The organism is Flavobacterium sinopsychrotolerans (assembly GCF_900110375.1).
Lineage (GTDB): Bacteria > Bacteroidota > Bacteroidia > Flavobacteriales > Flavobacteriaceae > Flavobacterium > Flavobacterium sinopsychrotolerans.
Map to the genome: position 1 here is coordinate 182,284 of NZ_FODN01000004.1, position 15,448 is coordinate 197,731.

Consider the following 15,448-nt stretch of genomic DNA (forward strand, 5'->3'; position numbering starts at 1 on the left):
TTCATGACAATTGAACAAATAAATGAAATAAAAAACGGCTACTTTAGAGCCGTTGATAACGACATCGAAGCTGGAAGAATGACCTATACCTTGGCAGGAACTGATAAATTTATTATTGACCACACCGAAGTAAATCCTGATTTTGCTGGACAAAGTGTAGGCAAAAAAATGGTAATGGACGCCGTACAATATGCCAGGAAAAACAATCTTAAAATTTTACCATTATGTCCTTTCGCGAAAAGCGTATTTGATAAAACGAAGGAAATACAAAATCTTCTATTTTAGAAAATTCAATTTTAGAGCATAAAAAAAACCATTCTCAGTAAGAATGGTTTTTTATGATTGTTATCTTAGTATTAAATAAAAATACTAAAGATATAGTAAATGATTGCTGCTAATATTGCTGAAATTGGAATAGTCAAAACCCAAGCCCATAATAAACTTACGGTCATTCCCCATCGTACTGCAGAAACTCTTTTAGTAAGTCCAACTCCAATGATAGATCCAGTAATAGTATGCGTTGTACTTACAGGCACTTTAAAATGCTCTGTAAAATATAATGTCAATGCTCCAGCAGTTTCTGCGGCAACACCTTCAAAAGAAGTCACTTTCGTGATTTTTGATCCCATTGTTTTCACAATTTTCCATCCTCCACTTAACGTTCCAGCTGCAATAGCAGAATAACATGCTAAAGGAATCCAAGCGGGCATTTTGAATGCTCCTTCGTCATTTGGCAGAACAACATCTAACCAAGCTGGAAGCGATTCTTGAGCAACTCCACTGGTGTGAATGTAAACAGCAACAGCAGCTGCAATAATACCCATAACTTTTTGGGAGTCATTTCCACCGTGTCCTAAACTAAAGGCTGCAGAAGATAGTAATTGCATTTTTTTCAACCATGCCGTAGCTTGATTTAAATTTAAACTACTAAATATCAAACAGAATGTGCTTATGGAAAGAACAATGAATGCTACCAAAAACCATTTAATATTGTGTGCTTCAAAAGCAACACTCCAAAAAGGAGAATCAAAACGAGGTTTTTCGATTTGATCGTAATAAATCATTTGGCTTTCTACAAACCAAATTGTCAAAATCATTAAAGAAGCTGTGAATATTTTTGGATAGATGCTTTTTTTAGAAGCATTAAGTAGCCAAATCGATATTAAATAAGATATTAATGCTCCTAACAATGGGGCCAATATAATAAAAGCAACAATGATTAAAACCCCTGAAGGCATTCCTCCATCTTTTCCTTCTTTGTACCAAGAAACAACACCAAATCCTGCATGAGCTATTGCTGCTCCTGCAAATCCTCCAATTAGGGTATGGGAGGAACTGGAAGGAATTCCTTGCCACCAAGTAAATAAATTCCAAATAATTGCAGCGATTACACCTGCAAGGATTACAACTAAATTAATATCCATTGTGTTAGCCGTTTTTGCAACAGTATCTGCCACACCAAAACCAAAAACCCAATAGGCCAAAAAGTTAAAAAACGCTGCCCAAACTACTGCTTGAAAAGGACTTAATACTTTTGTGGCAACAACGGTTGCTATAGCATTGGCTGCATCATGAAAACCATTAATGTAATCAAAAATTAAGGCCAGAACTATAATAACTATAAGCAGAGTAAATTCCATAAATTATAATTTCAGAATGAAATGGATTAAATTAAGAGTGTTTTACAGAAATTGATTCTAAAACACTGGCTACACTTTTACATTTATCCGTTGCCGTTTCTAAAACTGACAATACTTCTTTGTATTTGATAATGTTTTTAGCATCCGTTTCATTTTCAAATAAATCAAGAACTGCTTTATCATAAACATTATCAGATTTATTTTCTAACTTATTAATTCGAAGACAAGCATCTGTGATGTTCTTCATTTTTTTCAAATCTCTCAATTCTCTTACCGCAACATCAATGTTCTGACATGCTTCAAGATTAATTTCGGTCAGTTTTCTGATAGATTTTGTAATTTTATCCACTTGATACAATCGCATTCTACTCGCAGCACCATGAAGATTACCAGCAACATTATCTATTGATGTTATTAATGAGTAAATATCTTCTCTATCAAACGGAGTAATAAAATTTCTACTCAACTCAAGATTAGTCTGACGAGCTATATCCTCCCCTTTTTGTTCTAAGACATCAATTTTTTGAAAAAGAGCCTCACGTTCCTTTAAAGGAAGATTTACAGCTTCGTGCAAATTTGTTGCAATATCAATTAAGTTGCTTGATGCTTCTTCAAAAAGTGGAAAGAACTTTTTGTCTTTAGGAACCAAAAATTGGAAAAAATTATTTATGTTCATTTTATTTTAAATTTAGAAGTGCAAAATTAGTTCATTATTTTACGCTAATGTTAAGCTATTGTTAACAAATCGTCTTCGATTTGAAAACTGTTTAAAAAAGAAACTGTCTTTTCAATATCATAATGCAAAATTCGGTCTTCTTTAATCAAAGGAACTTCTTCGCGATACGCATTTAAAAACATTTCAATAAAATCACTGGACTGCAATGGTCGTCTGTATTCTATGGCTTGAGAAGCATTCATTAATTCGATTGCTAAAATTCGTTCCAAATTATCCAAAACACGTAATGCTTTTGTAGCGGCATTTGCGCCCATACTTACATGATCTTCCTGCCCGTTACTGGAAACAATACTATCAACACTGGCGGGAGTTGCCAGTTGTTTATTTTGGCTGGCAATACTGGCAGCTGTATATTGCGGAATCATCAAACCAGAATTCAATCCTGGATTATCTACTAAAAATGCCGGAAGATTTCTAGTTCCTGAAATCAATTGATAGGTTCTTCGCTCCGAAATACTTCCCAATTCAGCTAAAGCAATGGCCATAAAATCTAAGGCTAAAGCCAAAGGTTGTCCGTGAAAATTCCCTCCGGAAATGATTTGGTCACTTTCAATAAAAATATTAGGATTATCTGTAACTGAATTGATTTCAGTCTTGAACACTTTTTTGACATAATCAATCGCATCTTTAGAGGCGCCATGCACTTGTGGCATGCATCGGAAGGAATACGGATCCTGAACGTGGTTTTTTGGCTGTTCGATAATTTCACTACCTTCCAAAAATCCTTTTATGCGGTTGGCTGTTACAATCTGTCCTTTGTGAGGTCGTATAAAATGGATCAATTCATTGAAAGGTTCAATTCTTCCATCAAAACCTTCAAGTGAAATTGTTCCTATCAAATCAGCCAAATAAGAAAATTTGCTGACTTTCATCAAAATATGCGCTCCATACGCACTCATAAACTGCGTTCCGTTCAACAAAGCTAATCCTTCTTTTGACTGCAAAACAATCGGTTCCCAATCAAAATGTTTCAAAACTTCGCTGGAATGCACTTTTTTCCCTTCAAAATGCACCTCGCCTTCTCCTAATAAAGGTAATGATAAATGTGCCAAAGGCGCTAAATCTCCCGAAGCTCCCAGTGAACCTTGTGTGTAAATTACCGGAAGAATATCATTGTTATAAAATGCAATTAAACGTTCCACAGTTTGCAATTGAATTCCGGAATGTCCATAACTGAGCGACTGGATTTTAAGCAACAACATCAGTTTCACAATTTCGGTTGGTACCTCCTCACCTGTACCGCAAGAATGCGATTTCACTAAATTTTCCTGAAGTTTTGATAGATTCTCGTTGGATATTTTTACATTACAAAGTGATCCGAAACCTGTATTTATACCATAAATTGGATCCGAATGGGAAGCCATCTTTTTGTCTAAATAATCGCGACATTTTTGAATATTTATTTTCGCCTCATCAGACAAAGCCAATGATTTATGATGAGAAACAATTTCCTCCAGTATTTCCAGACTAAGTAATTCAGTACTAATATAATGCGTATTATCCATTTTGATAGTGTTTAAAAGGTAAAATTGAATAAATCTTTATAATTACACAACATTTATTGACAATAATTTAAATTTCATAGTTAAACAAAACCAAATAATAGATTTCATGCAAATATTCTTATACGCTTACAATACTTTATTTGTAATTATCATATTTGTTCTCCTAAATAAGTAAACAAAATTTTTACGTACCAAAACAAACTGATTCTATGCAATTTTAATTTGATTAAGAACGAATTACACCATTCATACCTGATAAAATTATACTTCAATACTCATAATTATTTGAAAAATTTAGCGAATATTACGAATAGCTTTATTAGAGACTTGATATACCATACAATATTTCATAATCCGCAAATAGCCTCTACTATTTTCAAATATTCGCAAAAACGCCATTGAAGGCTTTATTTTTTTATAAAAAACTGTACTTTTGGAATATCAAAATGGTAAACAATAAAGCTACATATCACTCTTCGATAACAACTCAAATCTGGGTTGGCACTGCTGTTACGTTTACTGCAACAACTACAACTACCCCTTTGGGGTAAACATTCAACATATAATCCTATTCATTATATTTTTTTCTCAAGAAAAGAAAGTCCTTGGGTATATAATAAACATTACATTTTTCAAAAAAACAGCACACACTATTACATCGCCCGCGCTCCATTAATCAAGAAATGGCGATTTCCTATTACATTAAAAACAAATAACTTCGTTATGAAAGTATTAAAATTTGGCGGAACTTCGGTTGCCAATGCACAAAATATAAAACTGGTTTTAGACATCGTTAGTAACAAAGCCAAAGAAGAAAAATTAATCGTTGTGGTTTCTGCTTTCAGCAAAGTCACTGATTTGCTTCAACTTGCTTCGCAAAAAGCAGCCGCTGGAGACGAAAGCTTCAAAGATATTCTTGCCGACATAGAGAAAAAACATTTAGACGCTTTAAAAGAACTTATTCCTGTAAGCGAACAAAGCAGTCTTTTGAGCCATATCAAAAGAATCATCAATCATCTAGAAACCTTACTGGACGGCTGTTACCTTTTGGGCGAATTATCTCCTCGAACTTCGGATACTATTTTGAGTTTTGGTGAATTGCTGTCTTCTTATATAATAGCAGAAGCTTTAAAACAAAACCTAAAAAACAGCAGTTATAAAGACAGCCGCGAACTGATAAAAACCAACAACCATTTTGGGAAAGCAGTTGTTAATTTTGATGTTTCCAATGAATTAATTATCGATTTTTTTGCTTCGAATGAGAATCAGGTGGTAGTGATGCCGGGATTTATAGCTGCTTCGCTTGACGGAATCAACACTACTTTGGGACGCGGTGGATCGGATTATACAGCCGCTATTCTTGCAGGCGCTCTTGATGCAAATGACTTGGAGATTTGGACTGACGTCAACGGAATGTTTACTGCCAATCCAAAAATTGTAAAACAAGCACAACCTATCGCCTACATTTCCTATCAGGAAGCGATGGAGTTGTCTCATTTTGGTGCCAAAGTTTTATATCCGCCGACAATCCAGCCGGTATTGAGAAAAAATATTCCAATTCTGATCAAAAATACTTTTGAACCAGCAGCTGAAGGAACGTATATTTCCAATCAGGTTTTTGCGCAATCTAATCCCGTAAAAGGAATTACACATATTGATGCAATCACATTGATTACGCTTGAAGGCTCAGGAATGATAGGTGTTTCCGGTTCTTCCAAAAGACTTTTTGAAGTTTTATCCAATAAAAATATCAACGTAATTTTCATCACTCAAGCCTCATCAGAGCATTCTATTTGTATTGGAATTCTAAATTCGGATGCTGATGTGGCGGAAGAGGCCATCAACAAAGCTTTTGAAGTGGAAATTTCACAAAATAAAATAGAACCTTGCATTGTTGAGAAAAACCTTTGCATTATTGCTTTGGTGGGCGAAAACATGAAAAACCATCAAGGTTTAAGCGGAAGAATGTTTAGCACTTTGGGTAAAAATAATGTCAATATACGAGCGATTGCACAAGGTGCTTCCGAAAGAAATATTTCGGCAGTAATCAACGAAAGAGATGTAAAAAAGGCATTGAATACGCTACACGAAAACTTTTTCGAAGAAAATACCAAACAGTTGAACCTATTTGTGATGGGCGTTGGAAATGTAGGAGAAAAATTCATAGAGCAAATTCACCAACAAAAGAAATTCCTGAAAGAAAATCTAAAAATAAACCTGCGCGTTATTGCATTGTCCAATTCCAGAAAAATGTACTTTGATGAAGATGGAATCGCTTTAAAAGAATGGCAGTTCTTATTAGAAACTGGAGAACCAGCTGACAAAGAAAAGTTTATTTCTAATGTAAAAGAACTCAATTTACGAAACAGTATTTTTGTGGATATAACAGCGAATGAAAGCGTCTCTAAAACCTACGAACAGTATTTAAAACGAAACATAGCTGTTGTAACTTGCAACAAAATTGCGTGTGCTTCCGAGTACGATAATTACAAAAAACTGAAGAAATTATCCAGACAGTTCAATGCGCCTTTTCTATTTGAAACGAATGTTGGAGCGGGATTACCAATTATTGATACCGTAAAAAACCTGATTGCTTCCGGTGATAAAGTGAATAAAATTCAAGCGGTTTTATCCGGAAGTTTGAACTTTATCTTCAATAATTTTGACGAAAACAATACTTTTCATGATGTTGTAAAAGAAGCAGGAGTACAAGGATTTACAGAACCAGATCCTAAGATTGATTTAAGCGGAATTGACGTTGCCAGAAAGATATTAATCTTGATTCGTGAAAGTGGCTATAAAATGGAAATTGACGAAATCACAAACGAATCGTTTATGCCTGCAGAGTGTTTGAATACGACTTCAAATGAAGCATTTTTCGAATCTTTACAGACACATGCCGCTCATTTTGAAACTATTTATAAAGAAGCGTTAAGCAAAGAATCTCGTTTGAAATACGTAGCGCAATTCGAAAACGGAAAAGCAAATGTTGGTTTAAGATTCATTCCGAAAGACCATTCGTTTTACAATTTGGAAGGAAAAGACAACATCGTATTATTCTTCACAGATCGTTATGTGGACCAACCTTTATTGATAAAAGGTGCCGGTGCCGGAGCTGCGGTTACCGCTTCAGGAATATTTGCTGATGTAATTAGAATTGGAAACGTATAAATTAGTCGTAAGGTCAAATGTCATAAATTCTGAAAGTTAACCACTTGATTTTATGTTCATTCCTAAGACTTTACCACTTTATGACTTTAGACTTTAAGACTACTATTATGAACGAAATAAAAATATTTTGCCCTGCTACAATCGCTAATCTTTCCTGCGGATTTGATGTCCTTGGACTGTGTTTAGAAACTGCGGGAGACGAAATGATTATTCGAAAATCAGATATAAAAGGGATTCGCATCACTAAAATTGTGGGTGCCAACTTACCTTTGGAAACCGAAAAAAATGTTGCCGGAGTATCCGCTTTAGCGATGTTGGAAGCGATAGAAACCGAATTTGGATTCGAAATCGAAATCTACAAAAATATCAAAGCCGGCAGCGGAATTGGAAGCAGTGCCGCAAGTTCAGCCGGAGCTGTTTTTGGAATCAATGAATTATTGGGACGACCATTCACGAGAAAAGAATTGGTTTTATTTGCGATGCAAGGCGAAAAATTAGCCAGTGGAAATGCCCATGCCGATAACGTTGCTCCTGCCCTTTTGGGTGGTTTTACGCTGGTGAGAAGTTCGAATCCTTTAGATATTATCAAAATAGAAAGTCCATCTGAATTGTACGCTACCGTGGTTCATCCTCAAATTGAGTTGAAAACATCTGATGCACGTTCCGTATTAAAACAAACCGTTTCCTTGAAAAGTGCTATCACACAATGGGGAAATGTAGGTGGATTAATCGCTGGACTATATACCAAAGATTATGATTTAATCGGGCGTTCGTTGCATGATGAAATCGTGGAACCGTTACGAAGTGTTTTGATTCCCGGATTTGATTTAATCAAGCAAACGGCTTTAGAAAACGGGGCTTTAGGTTCCGGGATTTCGGGCTCAGGCCCTTCTATTTTTGCCTTAAGCAAAGGAAAGGAAACCGCTGATAAAATCGCCAAAGCCATGAGCGCCGTGTACGACGAAATGAATTTACCGTATGAAATTCACGTTTCTAAGGTGAATGATGAAGGGATAAAAATAGTATCCCCCTAACCCCCGAAGGGAGAATAAAAGGAATAAGATTATTGATTTTAAAATTACAACAACACATTCTGAATCCAGTTTCGTCTCCCTTCCCTTTGGGGAGGGTTGGGGTGGGGATTCTACAATTACTAAACACAATGAAATATTACAGTTTAAACCATAACGCACCCAAAGTTTCTTTTCAAGAAGCCGTAATACAAGGATTAGCCACTGATAAAGGATTGTATTTCCCGGAAGAAATTACACCATTACTACAAGAGTTTTTTGACACTATCGAAAATTTAAGCAATGAAGAAATTGCTTTTAAAGCGATTCAACAATTTGTGGGTGACGAAATCCCGGAAGCCACTTTAAAACAAATCATTGCCGAAACCTTATGTTTTGATTTCCCTGTTGTCGAAGTCGAAAAAGGCATTTATTCCCTTGAATTGTTTCATGGCCCAACGATGGCTTTCAAGGACGTAGGCGCGCGATTCATGTCACGTTGTTTGGGTTATTTCAATAAAGACAAAAAAGACAGCAAAAACACGGTCCTTGTAGCGACTTCCGGCGATACTGGCGGTGCTGTTGCAAGTGGTTTCCTTGGTGTAAAAGGCGTGGAAGTGATAATCCTATATCCATCCGGAAAAGTGAGCGATATTCAGGAACGACAATTGACCACTTTAGGACAAAATATTAAAGCGCTTGAAGTAGACGGCGTTTTTGATGATTGCCAAGATATGGTGAAGAAAGCATTTTTAGATGAAAGTTTAAAACATAAAAACCTGACTTCGGCAAATTCGATAAATATTGCGCGCTGGTTGCCGCAAATGTTTTATTTCTTCTTTGCGTACAAAGCATTAAAGAAACAAAACAAACCGTTAGTTTTCTCTTGTCCAAGTGGGAATTTCGGGAATATTTGTGCAGGTATCATTGCTAAAAAAATGGGATTGCCTATTGAACATTTTGTAGCTTCAACGAATGTAAATGATACGGTTCCGAGGTTTTTAGAAAACGGAATTTACGACCCAAAACCTTCTATCGCTACGATTTCAAATGCGATGGATGTGGGAAATCCAAGTAATTTTATCCGAATTCAGGAAATGTATCACAATGATTTAGAGCAATTCAAAAAAGATTTTTCTTCGTTTACGTTCTCTGATGCAGAAACGATTGAAGCCATGAAAACCATTTATAATACCGATGGCTACATCGCAGAACCGCACGGAGCTGTTGGTTATTTGGGTTTGAAAAAAGAATTACAAAATCACCCGAATGCGATTGGTGTTTTCTTAGAAACTGCCCACCCAATTAAGTTTTTGGATACGGTTGAACCAACATTAAACGTAAAACTGCCGATTCCTACCCAAATTGAAAGTGTTTTAGGAAAGGAAAAAGTGAGCGTAAAAATTAAAACATATGAGGATTTGAAAGCTTTTCTGGAATAAAAAATGTCTTTCCAATCAAATAAAAAAACGACTGAGAATCTCATTTTAGTCGTTTTTTTTTGTGGCTAAGCAAGTCTATTTATAAAGTAGTTCTAAACTTGTATTTTGGAACCACAAAACAATTCTACGCATTTTAGACTTCCATTTTAAATATATAATTATGAGTATTTTACAGAGAAGCAAAACAATACATTACGCCACAAAAAAATAAAATTCCATATCTGAAAATATAGCTTGAATATGATTTAAATTATACCTAGTTTTGCAAAAAAATTGAGTTATCTCTATTCAGGTCTTTTGCGAGTGAAAAAACAAACCTGAACCCCATTAAAAAAACAACTAAGTATTTAAGAAACTGTTTGAATCTTAACTAAAATCAACCGATTAAAAAATACTTCAAAAAAACTACCTGATAAAGTAGCTTCCCATATCAACATAATTTATTAAAAGAAGGAGAAAAAAGTTTATGACGGATCATAGCATGAATGCTGTTAGTTTTGAAATTGAATTATTGGATAAGCACAAAGATTATAGGAATCAATATAAGTCAAATGATTTGTATTGGGGCGTAGGAATCGAGAATGAATGTTATTTAGAATTTGAAAACCATCGTGTGGTAGACAAAGATTTTTTGCTAACTAAAGGACTTCATGAAAAGTATAGTGTCAATCATTTTAAGAATTACAAAGAAAACATATATCAGAATTCATTACTAAAAATATTATCCGATAAAGAATATTATTTGCCTGTATTGATGAATTCCCATTCGTTTACAAAAACGGACATCAACAACCAGCATAAGACTTTTGACCCCATAGACAATGAACCAAATCCTGAATATTCAGGGGAAAGTATCTTTGAAAAATTACAAAAAAACAATCCTTATTTTATAGACGAGCTTCAAAAAGAATTCATTTTTGACGGTGACACAGTTGAATTTGTTACGCAAAAATTTTACAAAACAGATATTGACTCCGCCATTGCTGAACTAGCAAAAATAAAACAAGGTTTTATAAATAACTTACAAAGCGCCTTTGATAAAGATAAAATCTTTACGGAATATGGCGCCATAAAAATATGCTCTAAAAACCATCCTTTTGCCATTTTTATTTCAAACAATACTAATTATTCTGTTTTTAATAATATGACCTATCATTTCAATTTAACTATTCCTACTGAGTTAAATAAGGACGGTGAAATTAAGGACAAAATAGGTTTTATAAAAAAACACCAGAGAGCCATTCGATTATTCCAATGGTTGAGTCCATTATTTATGATAAAATTCGGTTCTTCTGATTATTTATCGCATAATGACAGCAGCGTCAATTTAACAAAAGCATCACAACGATGTGCCATGTCAAGATACATTGGGGTAGGAACCTATGACACCAATGTGATGAAAACCGGAAAAATCGTCCAGATGAATTTTGACGAACACCCGATGCACGATAATCCGTTGTGGTGGGTGAACCGTTATTCTGAAATATCAGATTATGAAAAAATTGATAAAATTGGGCTTGACATCAATTTTCACAAGCACAAAAATCATGGCATTGAGTTTCGAATATTTGATTATTTCGACGAAAAACACCTACAGGAGGTTTTGAATTTTCTTGTTTTTATTATGGATCATGCCCTGTTAAACGAAATCGAAAATCCGATTTGCGATTTGGAATGGAATAATTTTGTGTACGAATCTATTATCCATGGCAAAGAAACACATGTACCATCAAAATTCATCGGCTTTTTAGAAAACATATTATCTATTACGATAAAATCGAATGATCCTTTAGAAATTTACGATCAAATATACAGCAGTTTACACGCTACCTATTATGAAAAAGGCTTTTGTAGCTCTTTACTAATTAAAAAATAAACATGCATCACAAATGCAAGGTGTCTTTTTAGAATACCCTCTATATAATTACCCTTCTTGTTGACAGTAGCCCGCAAGAAGGGTATTTATTTATATGTTTTTTTAAACTACTCATGGTAATAAAAGATAGCAGCCGCATATCCTTTTTCCGGATCTTTATTGTCCCACCAATCTTTTCTGATTTCTGAAAAATAATTATAATTATCAGCTCCTGCTTGGGACTGCAACGGATAAATGACTTTGCCGTCTTTCCTAAAGGCTTTATCAGTATCCGTTTCCGGAACGACCACTACAATATGTCCTGATTTATTCAGGATAAATCTTTTGGCACAGATGATTCCTACTCCTCCGGTAGCATTTACTTTCTTTTGAAGTTCATCAACATCATCGATTCTTTCCCAACCAAACTCACTCCCCGATTGTAAAAACCAATCATAGATATAATTGGAATAAAAAGGCCTTACTGTTTCATCAAAAACCAATGCTACTTCGTTCCCTTTCTCCAGTTGCTCGATTGCCGTATCAGTCCATCTTAATCTGGGGATATAGACCTTGGCAAAAAAACAATAATCAAAAGTATAAATATTACAGTAGGTATCCGATGCGTCTTTCTGATATCGGAAACTTTTTGAAACATCCAGCGCCTTGATGATGTTTTGAATTGACGTAAATTTAGACTCTAGACTCGTTAAATCTCTAAACGGAATTGAAGGATCGCCAATAGGTTTGTACGTTTCCTCTTTACTGTCCAGACTTGCTTTTGTACCTGGCTCAAAATTGGGCACTTCAATATCCATACTTTTTTGATTCGTTTCATCAACAAGCTCGATATCTTTTGAAAACACAAAACCTTCTTTTTCAGTGTTCAAAAGTTTTACTTTCCACCAATCTGATGCTGTTTTTTCAATTAATTTAACAGTATGCCTAAAAGGTATTTGTATTAAAATTTTGGAATTATCCTGCGTTGCCGGAAAATCTCTTAGATTTAATGACGGAGTAGCGACTCTATATTTCATACTAATCAGTTAATTATAAATGATTCTACTGCCAAAATACTAAAAAACAACCAAGAAAGCATCACAGGAAACCATTATTTTTTAGATTATTTTTAAACAAATTCTAAAAAATAATAGCCCCAAATAGCATTAATGAGTACTATTTAGCCTGAAGAAAAAGGGAGTTTGCACATTAAGATTTAGAAGGAATTGAAAGTCTATTGGTATTGGATTTAAAGGTATATTCTAAAAAGCAAACCGACTGGAAAGTAATTTTTAGTCGGTTTTTATGGAAATAATTTGATTCAATGTCAAATCGATCGCAGTCGAGATTCTTTTTATTCTAAATTAGTTTTCTGTAAGTAAAGTCATTAATTTTGCTGAACGTAAAAAACAAATTACAGCACGAATTCACCAAAACATGGGTGTATTTAAGCTACTTTGTAAAAAATATATAAAAGTAACCAATTAACACAATCGATAAAATGACAAATGAAAAACCCAAAAGCTTAGAGAAACTTGGATTATTAAATTTGATTGTATTAATTTTATCAATTTATGTTTTAGGTGCATTAATTGTCGATTCTGTATATATTCTGCCTACTGAAACTTCTCTCCTATTAAATTATATTGACTATTCGATTTGCATATTTTTCTTTGTTGAATTTTGTATTCGTTTTAGAAAAGCGGAAAACAAATTAAAGTTTATGCGCTAGGGTTGGATTGATTTAATTTCATGTATTCCAATGATCGAAACTCTACGTCCAGGACGTTTATTACGACTTATTCGATTATTACGAATTATAAGAGCATTCAAAACAACAAAAAATATTGTCGATCATATTTTTGCAAATAAAGCAGAAGGCGCTTTTACTTCAGTTTCAGTTATCGCAATATTATTGGTAATCTTTTCAGCAATTGGAATTTTACAGGTTGAAAACGATCCAAATAGTAATATTAAAACTGCCGAGGATGCAATTTGGTGGGCTTATGTTACCATTACAACTGTCGGTTACGGAGATAAATTTCCAGTTACAACCGAAGGTAGGATAATTGCGGCTATTTTAATGACTGCAGGTGTTGGGCTATTTGGTACATTTACTGCATTCGTTGCTTCTTGGTTTGTCATTGATAACAAACAAAATATAGAATCTGAAAAATAATTAAGTTCGTGACAGGTAACAGTTATTTTGTTTGATTACTGGGTTTGTTTTGTGTTTGAAGATTCTATAAACTTTATAAAAGAATTATGTAGTTGTACTCTTTTCAACAAAATTTATTTAATCCCACAAAACTTCAAGATGTTGTTCATAATGCAAAAAAAAGAATAGCATAAACAAGAAATATAAATTATTTAAATTACTATTATGAAAAAATTATTACTCCTTTTGACATATGTCCTATTTACTTCATGTGTTACAAATTATTATTTTGTGAATATTGAGGAAGACACACCAATTTATGAAAATACTAATGGTGGTAGCGAATCGATTATTGTAATTCCAAAAGGCAATAGTGCATTTATAGCTTCCGGTACAAAAAGACACAGAAAAGTCAAATGGAAAACATATAAAGGTTGGGCAATAAATCCTATATATAGTAGTCCAACAAATTCTAATTATTCTAGCAAGTCTAATTCATCAAGTACAAATTACAATAATCCTTCAACAAGAAGTTCTTCTGGCGGAACAGTCCACGTAAAAGGATATACAAGAAAAGATGGAACTTATGTTAGGCCTCATACCAGAAGTGCTCCAAAAAGAAAACATTAACATAATTACTCGGATATACACAATATCTATTAGTTTGATAGTACGGAAATGTTTTCCGTGCCCACAACAACAAGATAAAAAAACAAAATAAGCTACTGACTTAAAATGATATAGCTTTTTTTATACCTTGGCTAAAATAAAAACCAAACAGAAAAATTATGAATACAACAGAGCAAGCGCCACTAAAGCAGAAGCCATCAAAGTTCAGTATCAAAAACATTTTTGTTCCGGACTACGAAAACTACGAAGGAGTTCGCAAAATCAATATTTATGTGATGCGGCTGTTTTTCGCTTTAATGTTTGTTTTTGTTGCCACTGATTCCTGGACCGTTATTCTTACCCATGAAGGTGCTTGGGATCCTACAAGGGCGGTTGCTTGGTGCACTTGGGCTGCTTACTCAACACTGGCGCTTTTAGGCATGTTTCATACGTTGCGTATGCTACCTATTATGCTTTTTATGATTTTTTATAAAGGACTTTGGCTTGCGGTAGTGGCTTATCCCTTATGGTCCGCAGGAACGCTAAAAGGTTCACCGGCCGAAGAAATGGCGTATATGTTCTCCGGAATTATCATACCAATACTCTTTGTGCCTTGGAAATATGTATTCAAAAAATACATTTTATTCGAAACTAAAAAGAAATAATTATAGCATTTCAATATACCTATTAAAAACCAAAACGGCTGAAAAATTTTTCAGCCATTTTGGTTTTTATCACAATTTATTAAATTTAAACTTCTGTCCGCCAACTGATGCCTCGTACATGAGTCCGCCTTTTTGCATGGTAAACACCATCACGCCATCCGTGTATTTTACATTTGCGGAGGCGCCCTCGGTTACCGCTACTGCGGAGGCTTGTGCGGAAAACTCGAATCGGCTTTCTTTAAACCGGTCCATTTCATTTTTTGTTTCAAAAAATATCACCTCCCGATACGCTTGTCCACCGGCCTGAAATCCTATACTCACTTGCGACAACTTGGCCATGCCCACTCTCTTGTTCTGTTCATAGGCTACTCCGTTACCAGCCGCTCCTCCAATACCCAGTCCTCCCTTGCCTACATTAGGAAAAATAACATAACCGTAGGCTTTATCAAAAAGTGCTTTCATCAGCGGGTCACTTTTGATGAACTCAGCCTTTGCAGTCTGGCTGTCCGCAATAATTTTATTCTTTTTGGCAGTCGATTGCCCATACATTGGCGCTATGCTTAATAAACAAGCCAACACTATTACCCAAATATTATTTAAATTTTTCATAATTTTACCTATTAAATTGTTTGTTTAATTTCTATATCCAAAGTTAAA

General features: G+C 34.5%; 13 protein-coding genes. 8 read left to right on the forward strand and 5 right to left on the reverse strand.

Annotated features, from left to right (window positions below):
* Positions 1-3 precede the first annotated feature (3 nt).
* Positions 4-285: a GNAT family N-acetyltransferase gene (locus BMX64_RS09365; RefSeq protein ID WP_091170791.1), complete on the forward strand. Its 282-nt coding sequence runs from the start codon at positions 4-6 to the stop codon at positions 283-285.
* A gap of 71 nt (positions 286-356) precedes the next feature.
* Here the strand turns inward: BMX64_RS09365 and BMX64_RS09370 are convergent, their stop codons facing one another.
* Genes BMX64_RS09370 through hutH form a run of 3 tightly spaced genes read right to left on the reverse strand, consistent with a single transcriptional unit; the run spans position 357 to position 3,881 of the window.
* Positions 357-1,640 (reverse strand): inorganic phosphate transporter, encoded by a 1,284-nt coding sequence (locus BMX64_RS09370; RefSeq protein WP_091170796.1) that lies wholly within the window; start codon positions 1,638-1,640, stop codon positions 357-359.
* Positions 1,641-1,671: 31 nt separating this feature from the next.
* Positions 1,672-2,316 carry a DUF47 domain-containing protein gene (locus BMX64_RS09375; protein ID WP_091170799.1) on the reverse strand — a complete coding sequence of 215 codons (645 nt, stop codon included), beginning with the start codon at positions 2,314-2,316 and terminating at the stop codon, positions 1,672-1,674.
* Positions 2,317-2,366: 50 nt separating this feature from the next.
* Positions 2,367-3,881, reverse strand: coding sequence for a histidine ammonia-lyase (hutH, locus tag BMX64_RS09380; protein WP_091170803.1), 1,515 nt, complete (start codon positions 3,879-3,881; stop codon positions 2,367-2,369).
* Between the two features lie 723 nt (positions 3,882-4,604).
* On the opposite strand from hutH, the gene thrA reads away from it, so the two are divergent.
* The 4 genes from thrA (at position 4,605) to BMX64_RS09400 (ending at position 11,380) form a co-directional block, all read left to right on the forward strand.
* Positions 4,605-7,052: a bifunctional aspartate kinase/homoserine dehydrogenase I gene (thrA, locus tag BMX64_RS09385; protein WP_091170807.1), complete on the forward strand. Its 2,448-nt coding sequence runs from the start codon at positions 4,605-4,607 to the stop codon at positions 7,050-7,052.
* Between the two features lie 107 nt (positions 7,053-7,159).
* The gene (locus BMX64_RS09390; protein ID WP_091170810.1) at positions 7,160-8,086 is read left to right on the forward strand and encodes a homoserine kinase; all 927 of its coding nucleotides are present in this window, start codon (positions 7,160-7,162) and stop codon (positions 8,084-8,086) included.
* A 128-nt stretch (positions 8,087-8,214) separates the two neighbouring features.
* A complete protein-coding gene (gene thrC / locus BMX64_RS09395; RefSeq protein WP_091170813.1) occupies positions 8,215-9,504 on the forward strand; it encodes a threonine synthase in 1,290 nt (429 codons plus the stop codon).
* Between the two features lie 466 nt (positions 9,505-9,970).
* Positions 9,971-11,380 (forward strand): hypothetical protein, encoded by a 1,410-nt coding sequence (locus BMX64_RS09400; protein ID WP_091170816.1) that lies wholly within the window; start codon positions 9,971-9,973, stop codon positions 11,378-11,380.
* 107 nt (positions 11,381-11,487) lie between these two features.
* On the opposite strand, the gene BMX64_RS09405 is transcribed toward BMX64_RS09400, so the two are convergent.
* Positions 11,488-12,396 (reverse strand): SH3 domain-containing protein, encoded by a 909-nt coding sequence (locus tag BMX64_RS09405; protein ID WP_091170820.1) that lies wholly within the window; start codon positions 12,394-12,396, stop codon positions 11,488-11,490.
* A gap of 710 nt (positions 12,397-13,106) precedes the next feature.
* Between BMX64_RS09405 and BMX64_RS15775 the strand changes: the two genes are divergently transcribed.
* The 3 genes from BMX64_RS15775 (at position 13,107) to BMX64_RS09420 (ending at position 14,791) form a co-directional block, all read left to right on the forward strand.
* Positions 13,107-13,538 carry a potassium channel family protein gene (locus BMX64_RS15775; RefSeq protein ID WP_262987365.1) on the forward strand — a complete coding sequence of 144 codons (432 nt, stop codon included), beginning with the start codon at positions 13,107-13,109 and terminating at the stop codon, positions 13,536-13,538.
* 270 nt (positions 13,539-13,808) lie between these two features.
* Positions 13,809-14,147, forward strand: a complete 339-nt coding sequence (locus BMX64_RS09415) for a hypothetical protein (RefSeq protein WP_143056072.1) — start codon at positions 13,809-13,811, stop codon at positions 14,145-14,147.
* Between the two features lie 158 nt (positions 14,148-14,305).
* Positions 14,306-14,791: a hypothetical protein gene (locus BMX64_RS09420; protein WP_091170828.1), complete on the forward strand. Its 486-nt coding sequence runs from the start codon at positions 14,306-14,308 to the stop codon at positions 14,789-14,791.
* 69 nt (positions 14,792-14,860) lie between these two features.
* Here BMX64_RS09420 and BMX64_RS09425 read toward each other — a convergent pair whose 3' ends face one another.
* Positions 14,861-15,400: a lipid-binding SYLF domain-containing protein gene (locus BMX64_RS09425; protein WP_091170831.1), complete on the reverse strand. Its 540-nt coding sequence runs from the start codon at positions 15,398-15,400 to the stop codon at positions 14,861-14,863.
* Between the last annotated feature and the right edge of the window lie 48 nt (positions 15,401-15,448).

Coding starts and splice junctions, on each gene's coding strand:
- BMX64_RS09390 (WP_091170810.1), top strand. CDS start 7,160: ATGAACGAAATAAAAATATTTTGCCCTGCTACAATCGCTAATCTTTCC.
- thrC (WP_091170813.1), top strand. CDS start 8,215: ATGAAATATTACAGTTTAAACCATAACGCACCCAAAGTTTCTTTTCAA.
- BMX64_RS09375 (WP_091170799.1), bottom strand. CDS start 2,316: ATGAACATAAATAATTTTTTCCAATTTTTGGTTCCTAAAGACAAAAAG.
- BMX64_RS09400 (WP_091170816.1), top strand. CDS start 9,971: ATGACGGATCATAGCATGAATGCTGTTAGTTTTGAAATTGAATTATTG.
- thrA (WP_091170807.1), top strand. CDS start 4,605: ATGAAAGTATTAAAATTTGGCGGAACTTCGGTTGCCAATGCACAAAAT.
- BMX64_RS09420 (WP_091170828.1), top strand. CDS start 14,306: ATGAATACAACAGAGCAAGCGCCACTAAAGCAGAAGCCATCAAAGTTC.
- BMX64_RS09425 (WP_091170831.1), bottom strand. CDS start 15,400: ATGAAAAATTTAAATAATATTTGGGTAATAGTGTTGGCTTGTTTATTA.
- BMX64_RS09405 (WP_091170820.1), bottom strand. CDS start 12,396: ATGAAATATAGAGTCGCTACTCCGTCATTAAATCTAAGAGATTTTCCG.
- BMX64_RS09365 (WP_091170791.1), top strand. CDS start 4: ATGACAATTGAACAAATAAATGAAATAAAAAACGGCTACTTTAGAGCC.
- BMX64_RS09370 (WP_091170796.1), bottom strand. CDS start 1,640: ATGGAATTTACTCTGCTTATAGTTATTATAGTTCTGGCCTTAATTTTT.
- hutH (WP_091170803.1), bottom strand. CDS start 3,881: ATGGATAATACGCATTATATTAGTACTGAATTACTTAGTCTGGAAATA.